Below are 23,483 nucleotides of genomic sequence, written 5' to 3'. Positions count from 1 at the left end.
CCGATGTCGGATGCTCCGCTCCTGATCGTCGGAGCCTCCATGGCGGGCCTGCGCACCGCCGAGGGCGCGCGGCGCGCCGGCTATGCGGGGCCCATCGAGTTTCTCGGCGCCGAGGCGCACGCGCCCTACAACCGGCCGCCCCTCTCGAAGGAGCTGCTGCAGACCGAGGGGCACGGGCACGCGGAGGTCGCGTTCCCCATCCGCTCGGCGCTCGAGGAGGGCGTGACGTGGGTGCTCGGGCGCGCGGCGGTCTCGCTCGATGCCGCGCGGCGCGTGGTCGTCGATGATGCCGGCGACGAGCATCCCTACAGCGCGCTCGTGATCGCGACCGGGTTGCGCCCCCGAGCGCTGCCGATCGACGACCACGGGCTCGGCGGCATCCACGTGCTGCGCACGCTCGACGATGCCGTCGCGCTGCGCTCGGTGCTGCGGTCGGGCGCGAACGTCGTCATTCTCGGCTCGGGCTTCGTCGGCTGCGAGATCGCGGCGACAGCGGCCAAGAACGGCGCGACCGTGTCGATCGTGACGCAGAGCCGTGTGCCGCTCGAGCGCGCGCTCGGCCCCCTGCTCGGCGCCGAGATGCGCCGGCGGCACGAGGAGCACGGGGTGCGGTTCTTCACGGGCGAGTCGCTGTTCGGGCTCGTCGGCGACCCGGACGTCGAGCGCGTCATCCTCACGAGCGGCGTCATGCTCGAGTGCGACGTGCTGATCGTCGCGGTCGGCAGCGACCCCAACACCGAGTGGCTCGAGGCCTCGGGGCTCGACGTGAGCGACGGCGTGCTCGTCGACGGTGGGCTGCGCGCGGTCGGTGTCGACGGGGCCGTGCATCCCGAGATCTTCGCCGTGGGAGACGTCGCCCGCTACGCGAACCCGCTGTTCGACGACGTGCCGCGCCGGGTCGAGCACTGGAACCTGCCGACCGAGACCGGCAAGCGGGCCGGCCAGCTCATCGCCGCGCAGCTTGCGGGCGACGACTGCGAGCCGCTCGCGGCCGCGGGCTTCGCGCCGCTGCCCTCGTTCTGGAGCGACCAGTACGACGCGCACCTGCTGGCGTTCGGCATGACCTACCTGGCCGACCGCAGCGAGCTCGTGGCGGGCCGCGTCGACGACGAGTGCGTGGTCGAGTACTACCGCGGCGACGAGCTCGTCGGCGTCTGCGGCATCGGGATGCGCAGCGCCGTGCAGGCTTACCGCACGCGCTTCGCGCTGCCGGCCGCGCGCGCCTAGTCGCCGACGGCGGAACGCCAGAGCCGGCGCAGCTCTGCCTCGTCGGGCAGCGAGTCGGGCCGCAGTTCGGCGTCGTCGACGACGAAGTAGAAGGCGGCGGTGACCGCGTCGAGCGGCAGCCCGGCCCAGCGGGCGTAAGCGAGCCGGTAGAGCGCGAGCTGCAGCTCTTTCGCCGCCCGGTCGGCGTCGTCACGCGGAGCTTTGCCCGTCTTCCAGTCGACGATCTCGACGCTGCGCGGCCGACGCGCGGCACCGGGCGCGCCCGACCCGTCGCGCACGGGATCGAACTCCGGGTCGGTCGAGTAGACGGCGTCGATCTTGCAGATCAGGATGCGCCCCTCGAAGGGAAGGTGCAGTTCGCGCTCGACATCGATCGGGGTGCGCGTGGCCCAGGGCGAGCGCTCGAAGGTGGACTGCAGGGCGAGAAGGGCACTCGCGTCGATGCCATCGGCCGACCCGCCCGCGAGACCGGCCGACGCCGCGCCGGCGAGCCCACCCGCGGCGACGTCGAACTCGGTGTCGAGTCCGTCGACGGCATCCGGCATCGCACCGATGCCGTACCGCTGCTCGACCCAGCGGTGGAAGACGGTGCCGAGCCGCGTCGCGCGATAGGGGCGCTGGGGCATCGGGCGACGCAGCCGCTCGGCGACCTCGGCAGGGTCGGTGATGAAGTCTTTGAACGACGAGGCGGGCACCCGCAGCGGCACCGAGACACGACCACTCTCGGCGAGGCGCTCAGCGCGCTCGGCGAGCAGCAGGTCGATCTCGCGCTGCCAGCCGCGCCGGTCGTCCCCGCGCACGGTCGGGTCGGCGGCGCGCACCCGCTCAGCCGCGGCCACCACGCGCTCGCGGCGCGCGCCGAAGGGGTCGAGCGGCCACCACGGCTCGTCGCCGCTGTCGTCGACGATCGGGTTCTCGTCGTGCTGCGGCCCCTCGGGCAACGGGCCGATGATGCCGCGCTGCTCGAGCGCGCGCAGGTACGGGCTCGGCCCGCGCGCGGCCTTCTGCGACGCCCAGAACGAGCCCGTCAGCAGCAGGCGGTGGCGGGCGCGCGTCACCGCGACGTAGGCGAGGCGACGCTCTTCGCGCTCGAGGTGCTCCCCGACCTCCTCGCCGAACCGCACCCGCCGCTCGAGCAGATCTTTGCGGGTGTCGGCCCCGCGCCAGTCGAAGACGGGCAGCTCGGCCGCATCACCGCGCAGCTCATAGGGCAGAACACCCAGGCGAAGCCAGCCGACCGTGCCGTCGCGCGGCGTGCTCGGCAGCTCGCCATCGACGAGCCGGGGCAGGACGACGTGGTCCCACTCGAGCCCCTTCGAGCCGTGGATGGTGAGCACCTGCACCGTGCCCGGCTCCGGGTCTTCTGACCGCGGCGAGAGGTTGTCGCGCCACTCGGCCTCGCGCAGCCAGCCGAGGAACCCGGCGAGGGTCGCGTGGTCGGCGAGGGCCAGGTAGCCGTCGAGCGCCTCGTGGAAGGCCTCGCGCGGCGCCTCGCCGAGTGATCGTGCGGGGTTCGCCGCGACCTCGATGTCGAGCATGAGGTCGTGCTCGACCGCCACCACGAGGTCGGGCAGATCGAGAGCGGTGCGCGTGCGCAGCGTGGCGAACAGGCGCCCCGCATCCCTCAGCCGCTCGAGACCGGGGGCCGAGAGGCGCTGCAGCTGCGAGTGACCGTCAGGAGCGGTGGCGACGAAATCGAGCGCATCGACGAGCGAGACGCCGTCGGTGCGGGCGACGGATGCGCGCAGTCGCGCCTTCACCTCGTCGCTGAAGGCACGCTGCGCGAGGTCTCGGTCGCGCAACCACGCGGCGATGCGGCTGAGCGCGTGCAGGTCGGCGACTCCGATGCGCCAGCGCGGCCCGGCGAGCAGGCGCACGAGCTCGGTGCCCGCGGCGGGGTCGTCGATGACCGCGAGGGCGCTCACGAGATCGGCGATCTCCGGCTGCTCGAGCAGGCCGCCGATGCCCAGCACGTGCACGGGCACCTTCGCGTCGCGCAGGGCGGCGAGGAAGACGGGCTGGGTCGTGCGGTTGCGCATGAGCAGCGCGGCGCTCGCCCGCAGCGGGCGCCCCTCGGCGTCGAGCGCGCCGGGCTCGCTGCCCGGGGGCGGCTCGGCGACGCGCTCGGCGAGCCAGGCGGCGACCGCGCGCGCTTCGTCGTGCAGGGTCTCGTCGAACACGAGCTCGATGGGCTCACCGCTCGCGACCGGCGAGGGGGTGAGCGTCTCGACGGCGACTCCCCCGCGGGCGTTCAACGGGGCGACGAGCTCGTTGGCGGCCTCGAGGATGCGGGTGCCGTTGCGCCACGAGGTGCTGAGCGAGTAGCGGCCGACGGGATCGCCGGCACCGCTCACGAACCGCCGCGCGAAGTCGTCGAGGTTCGAGGCGCTCGCGCCGCGCCAGCCGTAGATCGACTGGTGCGGATCGCCGACCGCCATGACCGGGGTGCCGCCGAAGAGCTCGCCGAGCAGCCAGGTCTGGGCCACGTTGGTGTCTTGGTACTCGTCGAGCAGCACGACGCGGTAGCGGTCGCGCAGCTGCTCGGCGACGCCCGCGTGCCGACGCACGATCGTGAGCGCGAGGCTCACCTGATCAGAGAACTCGACGTAGCCGTCACGGTGCTTGACCTGCTGCAGCTTCTCGACGAGATCGACGATCGGCAGAGCAGCGGCGAGCGCCATGAGCTTCTCGAACTCGGCGCGCCGCTCGAAGCGGTCGCCGAGCGGCAGCTCGGCGAGCCCCACGAAGTCGGTGATGACGCGGCGCACATCGGCGATGTCGGCATCGTGCTCAGCGACCGAGTGCGCGAGCTGCAGCGTCGCGGCTGTGAGCTTGTCGACGCTGAGGTCGAGGTCGGCGAGGCGCTCGTCGCGGGCGGTCGTGACGAGCTCGCGCGCGAGCTGCCACGCGCTCGCCTCGCGCAGCACGACGCCGTCGGGGTCACGCCCGATGAGCACCGCGTGATCACGGTAGAGACTCGAGGCGAACGAGTTGTACGTGGCCACGGTCGGCTGCGTGAACGCGTCGACCACGGTGGTCGCGGTGCCGAGCAGCCCCGAGGCGCCGAGCTGCACCAGCCGGTGGCGGATGCGTGCCGCGAGCTCGCCCGCCGCCTTGCGGGTGAAGGTGAGACCGAGCACCTGGTCGGGCGTGACGAGCCCGTTGGCGACGAGCCACAGCACGCGCGCCGCCATCGTCTCGGTCTTGCCCGAGCCCGCCCCCGCGACGACGAGTGCCGGCCCGAGGGGCGACTCGATGACGGCCTGCTGCTCGGCGGTCGGCTCGTGCTGCCCCAGCGCGCGAGCAATGGCGACGGCGTTGAAGGCGGGTCGTGCGGCGTCACTCATCGCCCGTCACCGCCCCGACGCGATGGATGCGGTGGCTCGCCGCCGCGAAATCGAACCGGTCGACCGTGCGCACGCCGGTGAGCCGCGCCACAGCGATCGCCGAGACGGCCTGGCGCAGCCGCTCGCGGAAGCCCTCGAGCTGTTGCGCGTCGAGCGGCTGCTGCACGGCCTCGCGGTAGTCGCTGCCCTTGGTGCCCTCGCGCACGTAGAGCAGCCGCGCACCGCCCGCCTGGTGCGGCAGCCCGTCGAGCACGGCGTCGAGCATCTCGTCGAAGGCGCCGTCGGCGTAGGCGAGTTGGTAGGCACCGAGCTGCGCGTGCTCGTCGATGACGGCCTGCTTGGTGATCGGCCGGCCCGTCTTGAGGTCGATGATGCGCACGCCGCCGTCGGCATCCACCTCGATGCGGTCGACGATGCCCGAGACGCGCGCGCGGTCAACCACGGCCTCGAATCGCTGCTCCGCCGCCACGAGCCCGCGACCCTCCGCCTCGGCGTCGCGCAGGTAGGCCGCGACCCCGAGCGCGTACCGCCGGGCCAGGCGGCGCTGCTGTGCGGCGAGCCACGGCGACTCGAAGACGAGCTCGCTCCAGCGGCTCTCGATCGCGGCCCAGATCGCATCGACCTCGGGCTCGCGCGCGGTCTCCATGGCCCAGTGCACGATCGTGCCGATCCCCATCGCGGGGCCGGTCTCGCCGGGTGCGACCGTGTCGAGAAACCAGTCGAGCGGCGAGCGTTCGATCGCCTCGAGCTTCGAGGGTGAGAGCGGCACCGTCTCGGCGTCGTCGAACAGGGCCGCCTCGGTCGAGGGCGCCAGCAGCCCCCACCAGGCCTCGGGGCTCGCGCCGGGCACGCGCTCGGCGGCGAGGCGGGCGAGGGCGAGCGCCGCCTCGGCCTTGTCGCGGTCGCGCGCGACGCGGTCGTCGTCGACGAGCTCGCGACGCAGTCGCCCCACGAGGCGGCGCAGCGAGCGGGCGCGCACGGGGCGGGCACCGGATGCGGCGATCGCGGCGTCGAGCGCGGCGACCGCCTCGGCCCGAGAGTCGGTGCCGTCGAGCCCGAGGGTCTCGGCCCGCTCGCGCCGGGCATGCTCGCGCGCGAGCGCGAAGAGCGCGCTCGGCTGCTCGTCGTCGCCGGCCGTCGCGGTGACGACGAGCTGCCGGCGCGCGCGCGTGGCGGCGAGCGCGAACATGCGCAGCTCGTCGTCGAGCACGAGGCGGCGCTCGTCGAGGTCGTCGACGGGCAGGCCTCGGGCGAGGCGGCTGATGAGCGGAGCCCCCAGCAGTGAGCCGCGGATGCGCGTGTTCGGCCACACGCCCTCGGTGAGCCCGGCGACGACGACGACGTCGGCCTCGAGCCCCGTCACGGCCGACGGCGTCGCGACGAGCACGGCGTCGTCGCCGCGCAGCGGCGCGAGCAGGTCGTCGCCCACATCGCTGTCGAGCACGCGCGCGAGGAACGACTCGACCGTCGCGTCAGGAACGGTGTCGACGATCGTCGCAGCCGCCGTGAAGAGGGCGACGACGGCGTCGAGGGCGCGGTTCGCCTCGGCCGCCGCGACGCCGAACCCGGCCGCCTCGCGGCGCCAGGTCTCGGCGACGTGCGACTCGCTCCACGCGAGCCAGAGCAGCTCGTCGACCGTGGCTCCGGCCGCGTGCCGCTCGCCGATCGACTGCAGCGTGCGGGCCAGCCGCGCCGCGCGGCGGGCGATGCGGTGGTCGATCGTGGCGAGGCGGTCGGGCGCGGTGAGGGCATCCACCAGAAGCTCGTCGGCGGGGCGGTCGCCCTCTCCCGCGAGTTCTTCAGCGCGCAGGGCGCGGCGGAGGCGGCGCAGCCCGACGCGGTCGAGGCCCCCGAGCGGGCCGAGAAGCAGCTCGGTGGCCGCCGCAGCGTCGAGCGGCGACCGCCCCACGCCGACATCGACGTGGCGGATGAGCGCGCGGGCCGCCGGATGCTCGCGCAGCGGCCGCCCGGCCGCCGTCGACTGCACCGGCACCTCGGCTTGGCCGAGCGCGCGCACGATTCCGGGAACCATGGTTCCGCTGCGCACGATCACGGCCATGCGGCCGTAGGGCACCCCGTCGAGCAGGTGCCGCTCGCGCAGCAGGTCGGCGACGAGGGCTCGTTCGCGCGTGGGGTTGGGCGCCTCGAGCGCCACGAGCGGCCCGCCCCACTCGGCGGGAATCGCGCGGGGGTCGGGCTCGTCGCCCCCCGACGGGTGCGGCTCGACCGCGGCCGCCGCGCGCTGCACGCCTGCGGCGGCCGCGCCGATGCGCTGCGTCACGTCGGCGACGAGGCCGCGCACCGTCGCATCGTGCCGATGCACGAGCGGCAACACGATGGGCCGGGCACCGGGCCAGCCGAGCAGTGCGGGCAGTTGCGCGAGCGCTTCGGGTTCGGCCCCGCGGAACGTGTTGGCGGCGAGGTCGGGATCACCGAGCGCGATGACGGTCGCCCCCCGCTCGGCGAGCGCGGCGAGCAGGTCGAACCCGCTCGGCGTGGCGTCATGGGCGTCGTCGAGCACGACCAGCTGCGGCGCCGGCGGCATGCCCGCCACCGGGTCGCGCACGAGCCCGACGGCCGCCCGCACGAGCTCGGCCGGGTCGAGCTGGCCCGGTCGCGACGCGCCCAGGATGCGACGGTACTCGTCAACGAAGTCGGCGATCGCGGCCCACGCGGGCACCGCGCGCTCGCGCGCCGCCGTGCGCAGCTGCACGGTGCTCCAGCCGTGCTCGCTCAGCCGCGCGATCGCGTCGCGCAGCTCGGTGCGGAAGGCCGGCAGTCGTCGCACCTCGGGCCCGAGGTGCTCGGGCCAGACCGGGCCGGGGGCCGCGTCGGGGCCGAGAATGGCTTCGAGCTCGCTTCGGTCGAGCAGCTCGGCGAGGTCGGAATCCTGATCAGCCCCGCTCAGCAGGCGCGGCTCGGCGAGCCCGCCGAGGCGATGGGAGGCCGTCACGACCGAGAAGGCGTAGGCCGCGACCGAGCGCGCGAGCGGGCCGGGCAGCGCGCCAGGCCCTGCTCCCGACCGGTCGGCGAGCCGCAGCGCCAGCCGGTCACGCAGCGCGGTCGCCGTGCGGCGCGAGGGGGTGAGCACGAGCACGCGCGCGGGGTCGAGCCCATCGTCGAGCACGGCGGCCGCGACCAGCTCGACCACCGCCGTGGTCTTGCCCGACCCCGGCGCGCCGAGCACGATCGCGCCGGGCGTGCGCCGGGCATCCACCACCCGTTGCTGGCCCGCATCGAGCACGACCGGCCGCGCCCCCCGAGCGAACGCCGCGGCCCGAGGCAGCGCAGCGTCGAAGGTGGTCACTCGGCCACGCTACCGGCGAGCGGCGACAGCGCGCGGGCCGGGCCGGTGCGCCCTCAGTGAACACGGCGGATGCCCCGCGGGCCGCCGGGTACGCTGACGATCGTGGACATTCGCATCGGTATTCTCAACAGCCCCCGCGAGCTCGCGTTCGAGAGCTCGGACTCGGCCGCCGACATCACGGCCGCGATCACGGCCGCCATGGAGAAGGGCACGCCCGTCGTCAGCCTGACCGACAGCAAGGGCAAGCAGTACCTCGTGCCGACCGCCGCGATCGGCTACGTCGAGATCGGCAGCGACGCGACCCGTCGCGTCGGCTTCGTCGGCTAGACCGCCGCGCACCGCGCCGCGCTCAGCGGGTACGCTCGCAGGCATGGAACTGCTCTTCGTCACGGTCATCGGCGCCGCGCTCTCGCTCGGCATGCGCTACATCGTGCCCGGGCGCCAGACGCACGGCCTGCTGCTCGTGCCGCTCGTCGGCGCCGCGGCGACCGCCGCCATCTGGGCGATCTGCGTCTGGATCGGCCTGACCTTCGACGGCGGGTGGATCTGGGTCATCGCCCTCGTCGGCGGGCCGCTCGTCGCCCTCGCCCTCGCCCTGACGCTGCCGAAGCGGCGCGAGCAGGCCGACGCCGAACTGCTCGAGCGCCTCATGAAGCCGAGCGCGGCCGCCAAGGCCTGAGACTGCTGCAGGATGCTCGCGGTCAGCCCGCGAGCGCGCGCACGGCCGCGCCGCCGAGGCTGATGAGCGTCACGGCCGCGAGCGCGATCATCATGATCGAGTAGTCGCGGCGCAGCGCCACGGCCAGCGCCGACACGATCACCCCCGTCGTCATCACGACGACGAAGACCAGCACGGGAACCCGCACCGCCGCATCGAGGCCCCACGCGCCGCTCGCCCACACGAGCGCGCTCTGCACGAGCTGCAGGGCCGCGCCGGCCCCGAGCATCCCGAACCCCCACCAGCCCAGGCGGGTGCCGGGCAGGGTGCGGAACGAGCCCGCCGGCGGCGTCGTCGACATGAGGATGCGCCTACGCCGTGAGCCCGAGGCGATCCATGCGGCGGGTGTGCTCGGCGATGAGTTCGGTGAAGACCGGCTCGATCTGCGACTCGGTGCGCGCCGGATCATCGCGCAGCACGAGGGCCGACCGCGCCTGCAGCATCGTGTCTCCCACGAGCCGGCGGCACCACAGGGCGAGGCGAGACGAGAGCTTCGGGTTCGCGGCGATCGCTCGCTCGAGGATGCGGTGCACGGGGCCCTCGAGATCGCCGCTCGACAGGGCCGTGGTCACGCGGCCGCGCAGCTCACCCGGCAGCCCTGCCGCGAGGCGCATCCAGAAGTCGGTCAGGAAGCCGATCGTCACGTGGGCGCTCGCGACCTGCTCGTACCACTCGCCACCCTGCGTGCGGCGCTCGAACTCCTCCACACCGTCGAGGTGGGGCTGCATGATGTCGCTCTTGTCGAGCTGATGCCGTTCGATCTCGGCGGCGAGCGCCAGATAGCGGGTGAGCACGACGCCCGAGACGCGCGCGAGGGCGTCTTTGTCGGCGACCCGGGGAGCATTCGACATGGCCGTCGTGAGCTGCTCGATGAAGACGAGGTGCAGAGCGGCGCAGTGGCCGAGGAAGACGTCGGAGGCGGGGGCCAGCTCGCCGAGGTCGACCCGCAGGGCGGCGGCCGCAGTGTCGCGAGGGGTCAGGGTCGGCGCCTCGACGCGAGGGCGGGACCGACGGAACCACGAAGCCACGCGCCCAGCCTAGGCGATGGCCCCGGCGAGCGGCGCCCGGCGGCTAAACTGGGCTTCTCATCTATATAACGACAGGCGACACACCACCGTGACTTTCACTGACTTGGGCATCGAGCCCGACATGGTCGAGGCTCTCGCGGCGAAGGGCATCATCGAGCCCTTCCCCATCCAAGAGCAGACCATCCCCCTGGCCCTCAGCGGTCAAGACATCATCGGCCAGGCCAAGACCGGCACCGGCAAGACCTTCGGCTTCGGCCTTCCGCTCATCCAGCGCCTCGGTCTGCACCCCGAGCCGGGAGTCAAGGCGCTCGTCGTCGTGCCGACGCGCGAGCTGTGCGTGCAGGTGACGGAAGACCTCGAGACGGCCGCGATCAACCGCGACGTCAAGATCGTCTCGATCTACGGCGGCAAGGCCTACGAGGGCCAGATCGAGCAGCTCAAGGCCGGTGCTCAGATCGTCATCGGCACGCCCGGGCGTCTGCTCGACCTCGCGAGCCAGCGACTGCTGTCGCTCGCGAACGTCGAGGTCATGGTGCTCGACGAGGCCGACAAGATGCTCGACCTCGGGTTTCTCAGCGACATCGAGAAGCTCTTCGCGCAGACCAAGCCGACCCGCCACACGATGCTCTTCTCGGCCACCATGCCCGGCCCGATCGTCGCCCTCGCGCGGCGCTTCATGTCGAAGCCGATCCACATCCGCGCGACCGACCCCGACGAGGGCCTGACGCAGGCGAACATCAAGCACGTCGTCTACCGCGCGCACGCCCTCGACAAAGACGAGGTCGTCGGCCGCATCCTGCAGGCCGAGGGCCGCGGCAAGACCGTGATCTTCACGCGCACCAAGCGCGCGGCCGCCAAGCTCGTCGAAGAGCTCAACGACCGCGGCTACAACGCCGCGGCCGTGCACGGCGACCTCAACCAAGAGCAGCGCGAGCGGGCCATGGCGGCGTTCAAGGCCGGCAAGAAAGACATCCTCATCGCCACGGATGTCGCGGCACGCGGCATCGACGTCAACGATGTGACGCACGTCATCAACCACACGGTCCCCGACGACCACGACACCTATCTGCACCGGGCCGGCCGCACCGGCCGTGCCGGCAAGACCGGCATCGCCGTGACCTTCGTCGACTGGGCCGACATGCACAAGTGGGCGCTCATCAACCGCGCGCTCGAGATGAACCAACCCGAGCCGGTCGAGACCTACTCCTCGTCGCCGCACCTCTACACCGACCTCGATATCCCCGCCGATGCGAAGGGGCGCCTCAAATCGACGCCCATCCCCCGCGTCGAGCGCGAGGCCTCGCACCCGCCGCGCGAGCGCAGCCGCACCGGCGGGCAGGGCTCCGGCTCCTCCTCGGGCAACCGCGGCGGCCGCGGATCGAGCACCGGCCAGCGCAGCGCCGATCGCCCGACCACGACCGAGCCGACCGTCGCGGGCGAGCCCCGCGCCGAGGGATCGGGCACTCCGCGCCGTCGTCGTCGCCGCCGTACGGGCGGCTCGGGCGGAGCATCCGGAGCAGCACCCGCGAACTGACCCACGCGGCGTGACGGCCAGATCGGGCCAGATCGGGAATGTTGCTCGATTACGGTAAGTTTGGTCGGTTATGTCTGCCACCACTGCTTCCATCGACACCCCTGATCTGACCGCGCTCGCCGCCCGCAACCGCCTCGTCATCGGCTTGCTGATCGCGTCGGCGTTCGTCGTCATCCTCAACGAGACGCTCATGGGCGTCGCCATCCCGACCCTCATCGAGTCGCTCGGCATCACGGCGTCGCTCGCGCAGTGGCTCACGACGGCGTTCATGCTCACGCTCGCCGTCGTCATCCCCATCACGGGCTTTCTGCTCCAGCGCTTCCAGACCCGGCCGATGTACCTGCTGGCGATGTCGCTCTTCACGCTCGGCACGCTCATCGGCGCCCTCGCCCCCGGGTTCGAGGTGCTGCTGTTCGCGCGCATCGTGCAGGCGTCAGGAACCGCGATCATCTTCCCGCTGCTCTTCACGACGGTCTTCGCGCTCGTCGCCCCCGAGCGTCGCGGCCGCGTCGTCGGCACCATCTCGACCGTCATCGCCGTCGCACCCGCGCTCGGCCCGAGCGTGTCCGGGTTGATCTTGAGCGTCGCCGACTGGCGCTGGCTGTTCATCACGATGCTGCCGATCGCCGTCGCCGCTCTCGTCATCGGCGCTGTGCGCATGGTCGACGTGGGCGAGCAGCGCCCCGGTCGCCTGGATGTTCTCTCGGTGCTGCTCTCGATCCCGGGCTTCGGCGGTCTCGTGTACGGGCTCGCCGAGTTCGGTGAGGCGGGGCGCCAGCCCGCCGAGCAGGCGGCGACCACGACCACCACGGCGGGCATCGCTCTCGCGATCGGCCTCGTCGCGCTCGCGCTCTTCGTGTGGCGTCAGATCGTGCTGCAGCGCACCGACGGTGCCCTGCTCGACCTGCGCACGTTCGCCCAGCGGCAGTTCGCCGTGTCGATCGCGATCGTGACGGTCGCGTCGATGGCGCTGTTCGGCGCGATCATCCTGATCCCGCTCTTCGTGCAAGACGTCATCGGGGCGTCGGCGCTGCTCTCGGGCCTCATCATCCTTCCCGGTGCGCTGCTACAGGGCCTCCTCGCGCCGTGGATCGGCCGCCGCTACGACGCGGTCGGCCCGATGTCGCTCGTGATCCCCGGCTCGATCCTGCTGTCGGGCTCGCTGTGGGGCATGTCGCTGTTCACCGCTACGACACCGCTGTGGCTCATCGCCATCGTCAACATCGGCGTGAGCATGGGCCTCGCCCTGCTGTTCACGCCGCTGCTGACGAACGGCCTCTCGGCGCTCAGCCCGCAGCTCAACTCGCACGGCAGCGCGATCGTCGGCACGGTGCAGCAGGTCGCGGGGGCGGCGGGCATCGCGCTCTTCATCTCGATCGCCGCCGCGTTCGGCGGGGGCGGCAGCGAGGTCGCCTCGGTCACCGCCGAGGGCGTGCGTGCCGCGTTCACGGTCGGCGCGATCATCGCGACCCTCACGATCCCGGCGGTGTTCCTCGTGCGGCGCACGCCTGTTCCGGCGACGGGTGGGGAGCCTCTCGGCTCTTGACACCGAGGGCCGAGCGGAGCATCGTGGCCCGCAGGAGGCTGCCATGCTCGCGCTCGGTCCCATCCGCGTCATCGTGGCCTCGGGCGCGCTCGGCCTCGCGCTGCTGCTCTCGAGCTGCGCGGTGACGGCGGAAGACGGCGACCCCCAGCCCCCGGCACCGGATACCGACCAGACCGCGTGCCTGACCGCGGGCACGCCCTGGACGCTCGACCTGCAGCGCTACGTCGATGATGTGGCCGCGGCCGAGGGCGTGACGCCCGCGCCCCTCGCCGATGTCAGCGTGACCAGCGGCTCGCTCACCATCCAGTTCACCGACGACTTCCTGTTCGCGGCGACGACGAGCGGGCTGACGACCGTGCGCACCTACGACAACGAGGGCGAGACGATCGTCGCCACGGTCACGCGCAGCGACGAGGTGAGCGGCGAATGGGACTGGTTCGACGACGTGACCCTCGTGCCCAGTCGCGTCGTCTACCTCAGCGAGAGCACCACGAGCGACGCGGTGGTCGACGGTGAGACCACCGTGTCGTTCTTCCCCGAACCGCCCCGGCTGGTCTTCGGCGACGGTGCGGCGTTCACGATCACATGCGAGTCGACCCGGCTCATCATCGACGGCGGTGGCCTCACCGCGTGGCACTTCACGCGCTGACGGCCGACGCCTGCCCGGCTTCTCACGATCGGCGCCGTATCGCGACGTATCCTGTCGGCGTGACTGGTGCCCGCGCTCGCACTGCCGCAGTGGCGGCACTCCTGGTCGCCATCATGCTCGTCGGGTGCACGTCACCCCCGCGGTCGTCAGGGCGGGCGGACGACGATCGGGCAGGCCCCGCGCTCTCCACGGCGAAAGACCCGCTCGCCGTCGAGAAGAAGGTCGCGCTCAGCGACGAGGCTCTCGAGAGCCTGACGTCGGTCGACCTACCGGGATGCTCCGCCGCCGTCGCGGTCGAGGGCGAGCTGGTCTGGGCGGCGGCGCGGGGGCTCGCCGATCTCACGACCGGTGTGCCCCTGACCACCAGCACGCGGTTCGACATCGCCTCGGTCTCGAAGCAGTTCACCGCGACAGCGCTCCTCCTCCTGCAGGGCGACGGACTCCTCTCGCTCACCGACCCCGTCTCCCGCTACGTGGAGGGGCTGCCCGGATGGGCGGACGAGGTCACTCTCGAAGCGCTCCTGCACCACACGGCGCGCATCCCCGACTACTGGGTCGAACTCGATCGCGTTGGCATCGGCTTCGCCGACGCGGCCGATCAGTCGACGACGGTCGCCGCCATCGCGCGCGAGAGCGAGCGAGAACCGGGCGACGGCTACTTCTACTCGAACAGCCACTACGTGCTGCTCGCGTCGGTGATCGAGCGGGTCAGTGGCCAGTCATTGCCCGACTTCCTGGCCGCGCGGGTGTTCGGGCCGCTCGACCTCGCGATGGCCGTGGCGCCGACGGCGAGGGCGGCCGACGTCGCGATGTCGTACGAGATCGACCTGCAGCCGCTCGTGAGCGGGCTCACGGCCTACGGTCACACCGGCATCATCACGACGCCCTCCGAGCTCGCCCGGTGGGGCGACCAATACCGCACGAGCGAGATCGTGCCCGACGACCTCGCCGCCGGCGCGGTTCCCGACGGCGACGGCGCGCGGTACGGACCGGGCATCTTCCTCAACGACGACGGCACGCTCTCGCACTCGGGGCGCTGGGGCGGCTACCTGTCGAACTTCCGGGTCTCGGTCGACCGCGAGACGGTCATGGCGGTGGCCTGCAACGGCCGCGGCGCCGACCGGGCAGGGCTCGCCGAGGCGCTGTGGCAGATCTGGACGAACCCGGGCACCGAGGGGGCGAACCCCTAGCCCGTCAGGCGCGCACCGGCGCGACGCCGCGCGTCACCCCGATGAGCCGCTCCAGTGCCTCGGGGCTGGTCGTGTTCTCGGCGAGCCGGTTGGGCTTGCCCTCTCCGTGGTAATCGCTCGACCCCGTCGTGACGAGGTCGAAGCGGTGCGCGAGCTCGATCAGCCGCTCACGGCCGTCGGGCGTGTTCTCGCGGTGCCCGACCTCGAGGCCGACGAGTCCGGCCTCGACCAGGCGGGCGAGATCGTCGCCATCGACGACGGCCTCGCGGCCGCGCGTCGCGGGATGGGCAAGCACGGGGGCACCGCCGGCCTCGGCGATCATCCGCACGCCATCGAGCACGGTGGGCGCCTCGTGGGGTAGGTAGTAGCCGCCGGAAAAGTGCAGGATCGACTCGAAGGCCGCGCTGCGGTTCGGCACGATGCCGCGCGCCACGAGCGCGTCGGCGATGTGCGGGCGGCCGATCGAGACACCGCCGCTCTGCGCGAGCACGTCGTCCCACGACACGTCGTAGTCCTCCGACAACCGGGCGACCATGCGCTCGGCGCGGTTCAGCCGGTCGTCGCGCGTGCGGGCCGTCTCGCGCACGATCGCCGTGTCGTTCGGGTCGAAGAGGTAGCCGAGCACGTGCACGCTGCGCCACTCGTGCCGCGTGCTGAGCTCGATGCCGCGGATGACCTGCAGCCCGCTGCCCGCGGCGGCGGTGAGCGCTTCGTCCCACCCCGCGGTCGAGTCGTGGTCGGTGATCGCGACCGTGTCGAGCCCCGCGTCGATCGCGGCGCGGATGAGCTGCGTCGGCGTCTCGGTGCCGTCGCTCACGCTGCTGTGCGTGTGCAGGTCGATCGGGCCGCGGGTCATACCGCCATGCTACGGGCGGGCGGCTGGGCGGGTGGCCCAGCGCCGAGTGGGCATCCGGACCTCGCCTCGGGCACGGCCAGTAGGCTCAGCGCACCATGATCCGACGCTTCCTCGCCGCCGTCATCGTCGTCGGAGTCGGGTCGGCACTGCTCGTCATCGCGTGGCCGAACCTGTTCGGCCTCGCCGAGGCGCCCATCGTCGCGCAGCTCGTCTCGGTGCGAGCCCTGACTGCCGCACTCGCGGTGGGGGCGGCGGTCACGCTCGCCCTTGTGGCGATGCTGTGGGCGGGCGCCCGCCGGTTCCTCGCCGCCCTCGCCCTGCTCGCGATGCTCTTCGCCGCCGTCAACGTCGCCGTGCTGTCGACGCGCGGCTTCGGCGACGAGTCGTTCCCGACCCGAGCGCCCGCCGAGCTCTCGGTGCTCTCCTGGAACACCCTCGGCGACGCGCCGGGCGTCGACCGCATCGCCGCGCTCGTCATCGCCGAGCAGGCCGACATCGTCGTGCTGCCCGAGACCAGCCAGGAGGCGGCGATCGCGATCGCCGAGCAGACCCGCCAGCAGGGCCGCCCCATGTGGGTGTACTCCTACGCCTTCGACTACATCGCCAAGGCCCGGTCGACGAGCATCCTCGTGTCGGTCGACCTCGGCGAGTACACCGTCGACGAGTCGGTCGGCAACACCTCGGTGTTGCCCAGCATGGTGCTGCGTCCCGCCGACGGCACCGGCCCGACCATCATCGGTGTGCACCCCGTCGCCCCCATCCCCGGAGAGCTGACGAACTGGCGCGGCGATCTGCGCTGGATCGAATCGGTGTGCCGCGGCGAGCAGGTCATCCTCGCGGGCGACCTCAACGCGACCGCCGACCACTTCCGCGTCGTCGACCCCGAGGCGGGCGTCGCCGGTCTCGGCTTCGGCGACTGCCGCAACGCCGGGCTGCTCACCGGCAACGGCGCCGTCGGCACCTGGCCCACGCGGTTGCCCCCACTGCTCGGCGCCCCGATCGACCACGTGTTCGTGACACCCGACATCACGGTGACGGGGATGCGCGTCATCACGACGGAAGACGGCAGCGGCAGCGACCACCGGCCCGTGGTGGCGCGGCTCATCATCGAGTAGCGGCGGGCGGGCATCCGGCCGGTGCCAGAATGGGGGCATGACCGACGGCCAGGATGCCCCGCGCGCGACCGAGAACCGCTCGACCACCCCGGCGAGCGACACCTTCCGGCAGTACATCTCGAGCGGGTGGGCTGAGCGCCCCGCGTCGGCGACCTCGGAGCGGCCCGCCGCCGCCCGCGCCGCCGAGCGCCGCGCCCGCCTGTCGGCGCTCTACCCCGGCGTGCGCCTCGTGCTGCCCGCCGGCCCCGCCAAGCAGCGCTCGAACGACACCGACTACCCGTACCGCGCGCACTCGGCCTTCGCGCACCTGACGGGCTGGGGCGCCGACACGGTGCCCGGCAGTGTGCTCGTGCTCGAGCCGGTGGCGGGCGGTCACGAGGCGACGCTGTACTTCCGCGAAGGTGCGGGCCGCGACTCCGACGAGTTCTACGCGAACCCCGAGATCGGGGAGTTCTGGACGGGCCCGCGGCCCCCGCTCACCGATGTCGCGGTCGACCTGGGTGTCGCGACAGCGGGACTCGACCGCGTCGACGCGGTCTTCGCGGCGCTCGAGTCCGACGGCACGGTCGAGACGCTCATCGTGCGCGAGGCCGACCGGGCCCTCACCGACCGGCTCGACGGAGCGCGACTGCTCGCGGCCTCGGCCGACGCGGGCGTCGACGTCGACACCGCGCGCGACGACGAGCTCGCGCGCGACCTGAGCGAGCTGCGGCTCGTGAAAGACGCGTTCGAGATCGCCGAGATGCGCCGCGCCGTCGCCGCCACCCAGCAGGGCTTCGACGACGTCATCGCCGACCTGGGGGCGATCATGGCGCACCCGCGCGGTGAGCGCCTCGTCGAGGGCACCTTCAACCGCCGTGCTCGCGCGGAGGGCAACACCGTCGGCTACGACACGATCGCGGCGAGCGGGCCGCACGCGTGCATCCTGCACTGGACGCGCAACGACGGCCCCGTCCTTCCCGGCGACCTCATCCTCATCGATGCGGGCGTCGAGCTCGACAGCTACTACACCGCCGACATCACCCGCACCCTGCCGGTGTCGGGAGTCTTCACCGCCGTGCAGCGCCGAGTGTACGAGGCCGTGCGCGAGGCGGCTGACGCGGCGTTCGCGATCGTGCGGCCGGGCATCCGGTTTCGCGAGGTTCATGCCGCCGCCATGCAGGTGATCGCGCAGAAGACGGCCGAATGGGGCTTGCTGCCCGTGTCGGCGGAGGAGAGCCTCGCGCCCGACGCGGGCTACCACCGCCGCTATATGGTGCACGGCACGTCGCACCACCTGGGCCTCGACGTGCACGACTGCGGGCAGGCGCGGCGCGAGTTCTACATGGACGGCATCGTCGAGGCCGGCATGGTCTTCACGATCGAGCCGGGGCTCTACTTCCAGCCCGACGACCTGACGGTGCCTTCTGAATACCGGGGAATCGGTGTGCGCATCGAAGACAACATTCTCGTGACGGCTGAGGGGGCCGAGAACCTGTCCGCCGGCATTCCGCGCACGGCCGATGCGGTCGAAGAATGGATGCGGGGGCGCTAGCCGTCGTCGCGCGGGTCTCTGCGGCTCCTCCACAGGGCCGTCGAGGCACGACTTCTCCCAAGATTGCCCGCACCCCCTTGTTCGAACATATGTTCGATGAAACCATGGACGCATGGCATCACCCCAGCCCCTCGAGCACCTCGCCACGGTCGTGGCCGCGCTCGAGCGTGAGCCGCTCAACGCCGAGGCGCTGCGCGAACTGGGCGATGCCGACCTGCTCTCGCTGACCGATCTCGGCGCCAGCGCGCGTCGGCTTCTCGACACTCGCACCGCGCTCATCGCCGGCGAACTCGCCCGACGCTCGCGCCCCGAGCTCGCGCATGACGGCCTGGCCCAACGGCTCGGGCACCGAACGGCCGAAGAGCTCGTCCGGGTGACGACGGGCGAATCTCGACGCGACGCCGCGACAGCCGTCAACGCCGGGCTGCTCCTCGCAGCCGCGAGCGGTGAGCCCGGTCGGGCCGCTGATCCCGACGACCTGCCGCCCGCGCCCGAGCACCTCCGGCCGGCGATCGCCGCGGCGCGCAGCGGCATCGTGGGCGCCGCGGCGCTCGACGCCATCCGGTCGGGGCTCGGCGACCCGAACCCCGCCGTCTCCTCTGCATCACTGCGCGCTGCGTGCGAGCGCCTCGTCGAGGCGGCCGCATCGCTCGACGTCGATCGACTGCACCGCCTCGCGCGGCAGCTGCGCGAGGGCCTCGACAGCGAGGCGATCGTCGATCGCGAGCGAGCCCAGCGCGACGCCCGGTCGTTCCGGCTGACGACGCTGCCCGACGGCATGACGCGAGCGACGTGGCTGCTCGATCCCGAGTCGGCCGTTCTGGTTCGCGAGCTCGTCGATCGTGCTGTCTCGCCCAAGCGACGGACGGTGCAGTTCACCGACCCCGACGACATCGAGAAGGCCGGGCGCATCGCCGACGACGACCGCACACCCGAGCAGTACGCATCGGATGCTCTGCTCCACCTCCTCATCGTCGGCGCCGATGCCGACTCGAGCATGATGCTCGGCACCGGCGCCCCGAGCGTTCGCGTGCTCGTCACCGCTCGCGATCTGCAGCACGGCGCCGGCTCCGGGTCGTTCGAGGCCGTGGTCGGCCAGCCCTCCGGCACGGTGGTCGCGCTCCCGACGGTGCAGCGCCTGATCTGCGGGGGCACGCAGACCCCGATCCTCATCGGCTCGACCGGTCAGCCGCTCGACGTCGGGCGGTCGCAACGGTTGTTCACCGCGCGGCAGCGCGTCGCGCTGGCCGCGCGAGACGGCGGCTGTCGATGGCCCGGATGCGAGCGCCCCCCGAGCTGGTGCGAAGCGCACCACATCGAGCACTGGCAACGCGACGGCGGGCAGACCGACGTCGACGTCGGGGTGCTGCTGTGCCGGCACCATCATCTGCTTCTGCACGACCAGGGCTGGAGCATCCAGCGCGCAGGCCGGTCACCCGACTACGAGCTCGTACCCCCCGCGAGCGTCGACCCGCAGCAACGACCACGACTCATGCCCGGCCGGAGCCGGGAGTGGCAGCGCGCGCTCGCCAGCTAAGGCTTCGCGGGAGGCTCGTCGGCCGGAGCCGTGGCGGGCGTGGCCGCGTCGGGCGTCGGTGCCTCGGGCGTGGCCGTGTCGGGAGTGGCGGTGTCAGGAGTGGCGGTGTCAGGATTCGGCGCCGCAGGCGTGGCCGTGTCGGGCGCGGCGGAGGCAGCCTCGGACGATGCCGGCGCGCTCAGACCGGGTGCTCCCGCCTCGGTAGCGGACTTCTCCGGCAACGGCGGCGGCCAGGTCGACCCTCCGGCGAGCGCCTGTCGGGCCCTCACCGTCTGGTTCGGATCGATGATGATCTGATAGGTGCTCGCGAGCACCTGGTGCGTCGAACTGAAGTCGCGACGACGACGGTTCAGCGCATACGAGACGATGCCGAAGATCATCCCGAAGCCCGCACCGATGAACGCTGCGGCGAGAATGAACGAGAGCTCTGGTGCGGGCGAGAACAGGAACAGGAGCAGGCCGAAGAACAGGCCCAGCCACGACCCGCTCGCGGCCCCGGCGAGGGCGGCCCGACCGTACGACAGCCGCCCGGTGATGCGCTCCACGGTCTTCAGATCGCTGCCCACGATCGCCATGCCGGAGACGGCGAAATCGGCCTTCGCGAGTCGGTCGACGACCTTCTGCGCCTCCAGGTACGACTCGTACTCGCCCAGCACGTCACCGCGGGGAACAGACGGCGGTGCGGCGGTGCGGCGGGAGAAGAGGCTCGGATTGCTCACCGGCTCATTCTGACAGCCCGGCGATATGGTTGAGCCGTGAGCACCGCCCGAGTCTTCGTCGCACGCCTCTCCGGCTGCGCCGTCTTCGACCCCGCGGGTGATCGCGTGGGTCGGGTGCGCGATGCTCTCGTCGTCTACCGCCGCAACGACCCGCCACGGGTCGTCGGACTCGTCGTCGAGGTGCCCGGGCGTCGCCGGGTCTTCCTCTCGATCGGCCGCGTCACGAGCATGAGCGGGGGGCAGGTCATCACGACGGGTCTCATCAATCTGCGCCGCTTCGCGCAGCGCGGCGGCGAGGTGCGCGTGCTCGCCGAACTCGTCGGCCGCACCGTGACCCTGCGCGACGGCGGGGGCTCGGCGACCATCGAAGACGTCGCGATCGTCGAATCCGGCCCGGGCGAGTGGACGGTCGATCAGTTGTTCGTGCGCAAGCCCCGCACGGTGCCGACCCCGTTCTCGAAGGGCACGACGCTCTTCGCCCGGTGGGCCGACGTGATCGAAGACGCCGCCGCGGGCCAGCCGCAGAGCGCCGAGCAGCTCGTCGCCGCCTACAACGAGTTGCTGCCGGCAGACCTCGCCACCTCGCTCCTCGAACTGCCCGAGTCCCGCCGCATCGAGGTCGCCGAAGAGCTCTCCGATGACCGCCTCGCCGATGCGCTCGAGGAGATGCCCGAGAACGAGCAGGTGCAGATCCTCTCCCAGCTCGACGACGAGCGCGCCGCCGATGTGCTCGACCAGATGGAGCCGGACGACGCCGCCGACCTCATCGCCCAGCTGCCGGCCCTCCGTGGCGAAGCGCTGCTCGACCTCATGGAGCCGGAGGAGGCGGAGGACGTCCGCTTCCTCCTCTCGTACGACGCCGACACCGCCGGCGGTCTCATGACCACCGAGCCGATCATCGTCTCGGCCGACGCAACCGTCGCAGAGGGCCTCGCGCTCATCCGCCGCCATGAGCTCGCCCCCGCCATCGGCGCCGCGATCTGCGTGACCCTGCCTCCGTACGAGCCGCCGACCGGCCGCTTCCTCGGCATGGTGCACTTCCAGCGGATGCTCCGCTACCCGCCGCACGAACGTCTCGGCACCCTCCTCGATCACAGCGTCGAGCCGGTCAGCCCCGAGACCTCGGCGGCCGAGGTCTCGCGCCGTCTGGCGAGCTACGACCTCGTATCGCTGCCCGTCGTCGACGAGAACCACCGGCTGGTCGGCGTGGTGACGATCGACGACGTGCTCGACTACCTCCTCCCCGACGACTGGCGCAGCGCCGACACCGACGCCGCCCCCAGCGCGCCGCGCAAGCGCGGCCCGATCACCTCGAGGAGGTCGGGCAGTGGCGCGCCGTGACGACCCCCGGCGCTCCGGCTCGCGGCGGGCCCGTTCCGACGTGCGCCTCGACTCGCCGAAGGGCATGCGCACCCCGCTCGTTCCGCGGTTCGGCGGCGGCAACGACCGCATGGGTCGCTTCTCCGAGGCCTTCGCGCGCGGCATGGGCACGCCCTGGTTCCTCGTGGGCATGTCGATCTTCGTCACGGTCTGGCTGGTCTACAACTCGGTGGCGCCGGTCGATGCGCAGTTCGACCCCCGCGCCCTCAACTTCACGCTGCTCACCCTGATCCTCTCGCTGCAGGCCTCCTACGCCGCTCCGATGATCCTGCTCGCGCAGAACCGGCAAGACGACCGCGACCGCGTTCAGATCGAGCAAGACCGCCAGCGCGCCGAGCGCAACCTCGCCGACACCGAGTACCTCGCGCGGGAGGTGGTCGCGCTGCGGCTCGCCATGAAGGATGTCGCGACGAAGGAGTTCCTGCGCTCCGAACTGCGTGCCCTGCTCGATGAGCTCGATCGGCGCGACGACGAGAACGCCGCGCAGGCCGAGGCCGCCGCAGAAGACGACCTGGCGCGCAACGCCCGCGACCGATGAGCACCGACACTCCCGCGTCACCGCCGGCCGGTGACGATCCGGTCGCGGCGTCCTCCGCGCAGCAGGGCGCGACGGCAGACGAGGGGGGCGAGGCGCATCCGCTCGCGATCGCGGTGCGGCAGGCGCTCGCGCGGGTCATCGATCCCGAGATCCGCCGACCGATCACCGAGCTCGACATGGTGCCGCGCGTCAGCGCGCAAGGCGACCGCGTCGAGATCGATCTGCGGCTGACGATCGTCGGCTGCCCCGCCGCGGGCGCGATCGAGCGCGATGTGCGCGCCGCGGCATCCGGAGTCAGCGGCGTCGGCGAGGTGGCGGTCGACGTCGGGGTCATGGATGCCGCGACCCGTGACGCCCTCATCGCCCGCGTGCGCGGCGACCGGCCGTCGGGCCACCCGTTCACCGCCGACTCGCTCACCCGCGTGATCGCGGTCACGAGCGGCAAGGGAGGCGTAGGCAAGTCGACCCTCACCGCCAACCTGGCGGTCGCCCTCGCGGCTCAGGGGCTGCGCGTCGGGCTCGTCGACGCCGACGTCTTCGGCTTCTCGATCCCGGGCCTGCTCGGCATCGCCGACGCCAAACCGACCCAGGTGGGCGGGCTCATCATGCCGCCGCGCGCACACGGCGTCGCGGTGATCTCGATCGGCATGTTCGTGGATGCGCGAACCGCCGTCTCGTGGCGCGGGCCGATGCTGCACCGCACCGTGCAGCAGTTCCTCACCGATGTGCACTTCGGCGACCTCGACGTGCTGCTGCTCGACATGCCTCCCGGCACGGGCGATGTGGCGATCTCGGTGGGGCAGCTCATGCCGCATGCCGAGGTGCTCGTCGTGACGACACCGCAGCAGGCCGCGGCCGACGTCGCCGAGCGCTCAGGACTCGTCGCGCGCCAGACGGGGCAGACCGTCATCGGCGTCGTGGAGAACATGGCGGGGCTCGCTCAGCCCGACGGGAGCGTGCTCGAGCTGTTCGGCTCGGGCGGAGGGGCCGAGACGGCCGCCCGTCTCGAGGTGCCGCTGCTCGCGCAGGTGCCGCTCAGCATCGCACTTCGTGAGGGCGGCGACGCGGGCGAGCCGATCGTGCTGCGGCCGGGCGATGCGGCGGGCGACGCGATCGCACGGCTCGCGGGCGAGCTGGCCCAGCGCGGCCGCGGCCTCGCGGGGCGGAAGCTCGGTCTGACCCCTCGCTGACCGACGCTCAGCGCCACGGGTGGCGCGGCGAGCCAGGCGGGCGCCGCGGGTCGCGCGGGGCGGGCGCC

At 72.5% G+C, this 23,483-nt stretch carries 19 protein-coding genes; 13 read left to right on the top strand and 6 right to left on the bottom strand.

Translation table 11 applies throughout. The features are described 5' to 3' along the window. Positions 1 to 3: 3 nt before the first annotated feature. Entirely contained in the window at positions 4 to 1,227 is a 1,224-nt protein-coding gene (locus ACTIE9_RS10450; RefSeq protein ID WP_439565514.1) for an NAD(P)/FAD-dependent oxidoreductase, read from the top strand. Here the strand turns inward: ACTIE9_RS10450 and ACTIE9_RS10445 are convergent. Both ACTIE9_RS10445 and ACTIE9_RS10440 read right to left on the bottom strand, forming a co-directional pair. After that, positions 1,224 to 4,574 carry a UvrD-helicase domain-containing protein gene (locus ACTIE9_RS10445; protein WP_439565513.1) on the bottom strand — a complete coding sequence of 1,117 codons (3,351 nt, stop codon included), beginning with the start codon at positions 4,572 to 4,574 and terminating at the stop codon, positions 1,224 to 1,226. The two genes, ACTIE9_RS10450 and ACTIE9_RS10445, sit on opposite strands and share 4 nt — an antisense overlap. Next, the gene (locus tag ACTIE9_RS10440) at positions 4,567 to 7,881 is read right to left on the bottom strand and encodes a PD-(D/E)XK nuclease family protein (RefSeq protein ID WP_439565512.1); all 3,315 of its coding nucleotides are present in this window, start codon (positions 7,879 to 7,881) and stop codon (positions 4,567 to 4,569) included. The genes ACTIE9_RS10445 and ACTIE9_RS10440 overlap by 8 nt, the downstream gene beginning before the upstream one ends. A gap of 102 nt (positions 7,882 to 7,983) precedes the next feature. On the opposite strand from ACTIE9_RS10440, the gene ACTIE9_RS10435 reads away from it, so the two are divergent. Both ACTIE9_RS10435 and ACTIE9_RS10430 read left to right on the top strand, forming a co-directional pair. Beyond that, entirely contained in the window at positions 7,984 to 8,208 is a 225-nt protein-coding gene (locus tag ACTIE9_RS10435; protein WP_439565511.1) for a DUF3107 domain-containing protein, read from the top strand. A 43-nt stretch (positions 8,209 to 8,251) separates the two neighbouring features. Continuing rightward, positions 8,252 to 8,560 carry a hypothetical protein gene (locus tag ACTIE9_RS10430; RefSeq protein WP_439565510.1) on the top strand — a complete coding sequence of 103 codons (309 nt, stop codon included), beginning with the start codon at positions 8,252 to 8,254 and terminating at the stop codon, positions 8,558 to 8,560. Positions 8,561 to 8,582: 22 nt separating this feature from the next. Here the strand turns inward: ACTIE9_RS10430 and ACTIE9_RS10425 are convergent, their stop codons facing one another. Both ACTIE9_RS10425 and ACTIE9_RS10420 read right to left on the bottom strand, forming a co-directional pair. Further along, positions 8,583 to 8,900, bottom strand: coding sequence for a hypothetical protein (locus ACTIE9_RS10425; protein ID WP_439565509.1), 318 nt, complete (start codon positions 8,898 to 8,900; stop codon positions 8,583 to 8,585). Between the two features lie 10 nt (positions 8,901 to 8,910). Further along, positions 8,911 to 9,627 carry a ferritin-like fold-containing protein gene (locus ACTIE9_RS10420; RefSeq protein ID WP_439565508.1) on the bottom strand — a complete coding sequence of 239 codons (717 nt, stop codon included), beginning with the start codon at positions 9,625 to 9,627 and terminating at the stop codon, positions 8,911 to 8,913. A 121-nt stretch (positions 9,628 to 9,748) separates the two neighbouring features. Here ACTIE9_RS10420 and ACTIE9_RS10415 point away from each other — a divergent pair, with 121 nt between their 5' ends. The 4 genes from ACTIE9_RS10415 to ACTIE9_RS10400 all read left to right on the top strand — a co-directional run bounded on the left by ACTIE9_RS10415 (position 9,749) and on the right by ACTIE9_RS10400 (position 14,546). Continuing rightward, positions 9,749 to 11,161 carry a DEAD/DEAH box helicase gene (locus ACTIE9_RS10415; protein ID WP_439565532.1) on the top strand — a complete coding sequence of 471 codons (1,413 nt, stop codon included), beginning with the start codon at positions 9,749 to 9,751 and terminating at the stop codon, positions 11,159 to 11,161. Positions 11,162 to 11,231: 70 nt separating this feature from the next. Next, positions 11,232 to 12,707, top strand: a complete 1,476-nt coding sequence (locus ACTIE9_RS10410; RefSeq protein ID WP_439565507.1) for a DHA2 family efflux MFS transporter permease subunit — start codon at positions 11,232 to 11,234, stop codon at positions 12,705 to 12,707. 43 nt (positions 12,708 to 12,750) lie between these two features. After that, positions 12,751 to 13,356: a hypothetical protein gene (locus tag ACTIE9_RS10405; protein ID WP_439565506.1), complete on the top strand. Its 606-nt coding sequence runs from the start codon at positions 12,751 to 12,753 to the stop codon at positions 13,354 to 13,356. 59 nt (positions 13,357 to 13,415) lie between these two features. Further along, complete coding sequence (locus tag ACTIE9_RS10400; RefSeq protein WP_439565505.1) at positions 13,416 to 14,546, top strand: serine hydrolase domain-containing protein; 1,131 nt, start codon at positions 13,416 to 13,418, stop codon at positions 14,544 to 14,546. Positions 14,547 to 14,550: 4 nt separating this feature from the next. Here ACTIE9_RS10400 and ACTIE9_RS10395 read toward each other — a convergent pair whose 3' ends face one another. Beyond that, positions 14,551 to 15,402, bottom strand: coding sequence for a PHP domain-containing protein (locus ACTIE9_RS10395; RefSeq protein WP_439565504.1), 852 nt, complete (start codon positions 15,400 to 15,402; stop codon positions 14,551 to 14,553). A gap of 95 nt (positions 15,403 to 15,497) precedes the next feature. Here ACTIE9_RS10395 and ACTIE9_RS10390 point away from each other — a divergent pair, with 95 nt between their 5' ends. From ACTIE9_RS10390 to ACTIE9_RS10380, 3 genes are all read left to right on the top strand, one after another. Next, complete coding sequence (locus ACTIE9_RS10390; RefSeq protein WP_439565503.1) at positions 15,498 to 16,517, top strand: endonuclease/exonuclease/phosphatase family protein; 1,020 nt, start codon at positions 15,498 to 15,500, stop codon at positions 16,515 to 16,517. Positions 16,518 to 16,554: 37 nt separating this feature from the next. Continuing rightward, positions 16,555 to 18,051 (top strand): aminopeptidase P family protein, encoded by a 1,497-nt coding sequence (locus ACTIE9_RS10385; protein ID WP_439565502.1) that lies wholly within the window; start codon positions 16,555 to 16,557, stop codon positions 18,049 to 18,051. 112 nt (positions 18,052 to 18,163) lie between these two features. Beyond that, entirely contained in the window at positions 18,164 to 19,588 is a 1,425-nt protein-coding gene (locus tag ACTIE9_RS10380; RefSeq protein WP_439565501.1) for a DUF222 domain-containing protein, read from the top strand. Here the strand turns inward: ACTIE9_RS10380 and ACTIE9_RS10375 are convergent. Beyond that, positions 19,585 to 20,307: a general stress protein gene (locus ACTIE9_RS10375; protein ID WP_439565500.1), complete on the bottom strand. Its 723-nt coding sequence runs from the start codon at positions 20,305 to 20,307 to the stop codon at positions 19,585 to 19,587. The genes ACTIE9_RS10380 and ACTIE9_RS10375 overlap by 4 nt on opposite strands. A gap of 36 nt (positions 20,308 to 20,343) precedes the next feature. Between ACTIE9_RS10375 and ACTIE9_RS10370 the strand changes: the two genes are divergently transcribed. The 3 genes from ACTIE9_RS10370 to ACTIE9_RS10360 all read left to right on the top strand — a co-directional run bounded on the left by ACTIE9_RS10370 (position 20,344) and on the right by ACTIE9_RS10360 (position 23,415). Then, positions 20,344 to 21,648 (top strand): magnesium transporter MgtE N-terminal domain-containing protein, encoded by a 1,305-nt coding sequence (locus tag ACTIE9_RS10370; protein ID WP_439565499.1) that lies wholly within the window; start codon positions 20,344 to 20,346, stop codon positions 21,646 to 21,648. A 64-nt stretch (positions 21,649 to 21,712) separates the two neighbouring features. Then, the gene (locus ACTIE9_RS10365; protein WP_439565531.1) at positions 21,713 to 22,225 is read left to right on the top strand and encodes a DUF1003 domain-containing protein; all 513 of its coding nucleotides are present in this window, start codon (positions 21,713 to 21,715) and stop codon (positions 22,223 to 22,225) included. Continuing rightward, a complete protein-coding gene (locus tag ACTIE9_RS10360) occupies positions 22,222 to 23,415 on the top strand; it encodes an Mrp/NBP35 family ATP-binding protein (protein ID WP_439565498.1) in 1,194 nt (397 codons plus the stop codon). The genes ACTIE9_RS10365 and ACTIE9_RS10360 overlap by 4 nt, the downstream gene beginning before the upstream one ends. Positions 23,416 to 23,483 lie beyond the last annotated feature (68 nt).

Source organism: Microcella sp. (genome assembly GCF_051860105.1).
GTDB lineage: Bacteria > Actinomycetota > Actinomycetes > Actinomycetales > Microbacteriaceae > Microcella.
Note: the sequence above shows the minus strand (reverse complement) of the source record. Positions and strands in the feature narration are given on the sequence as shown.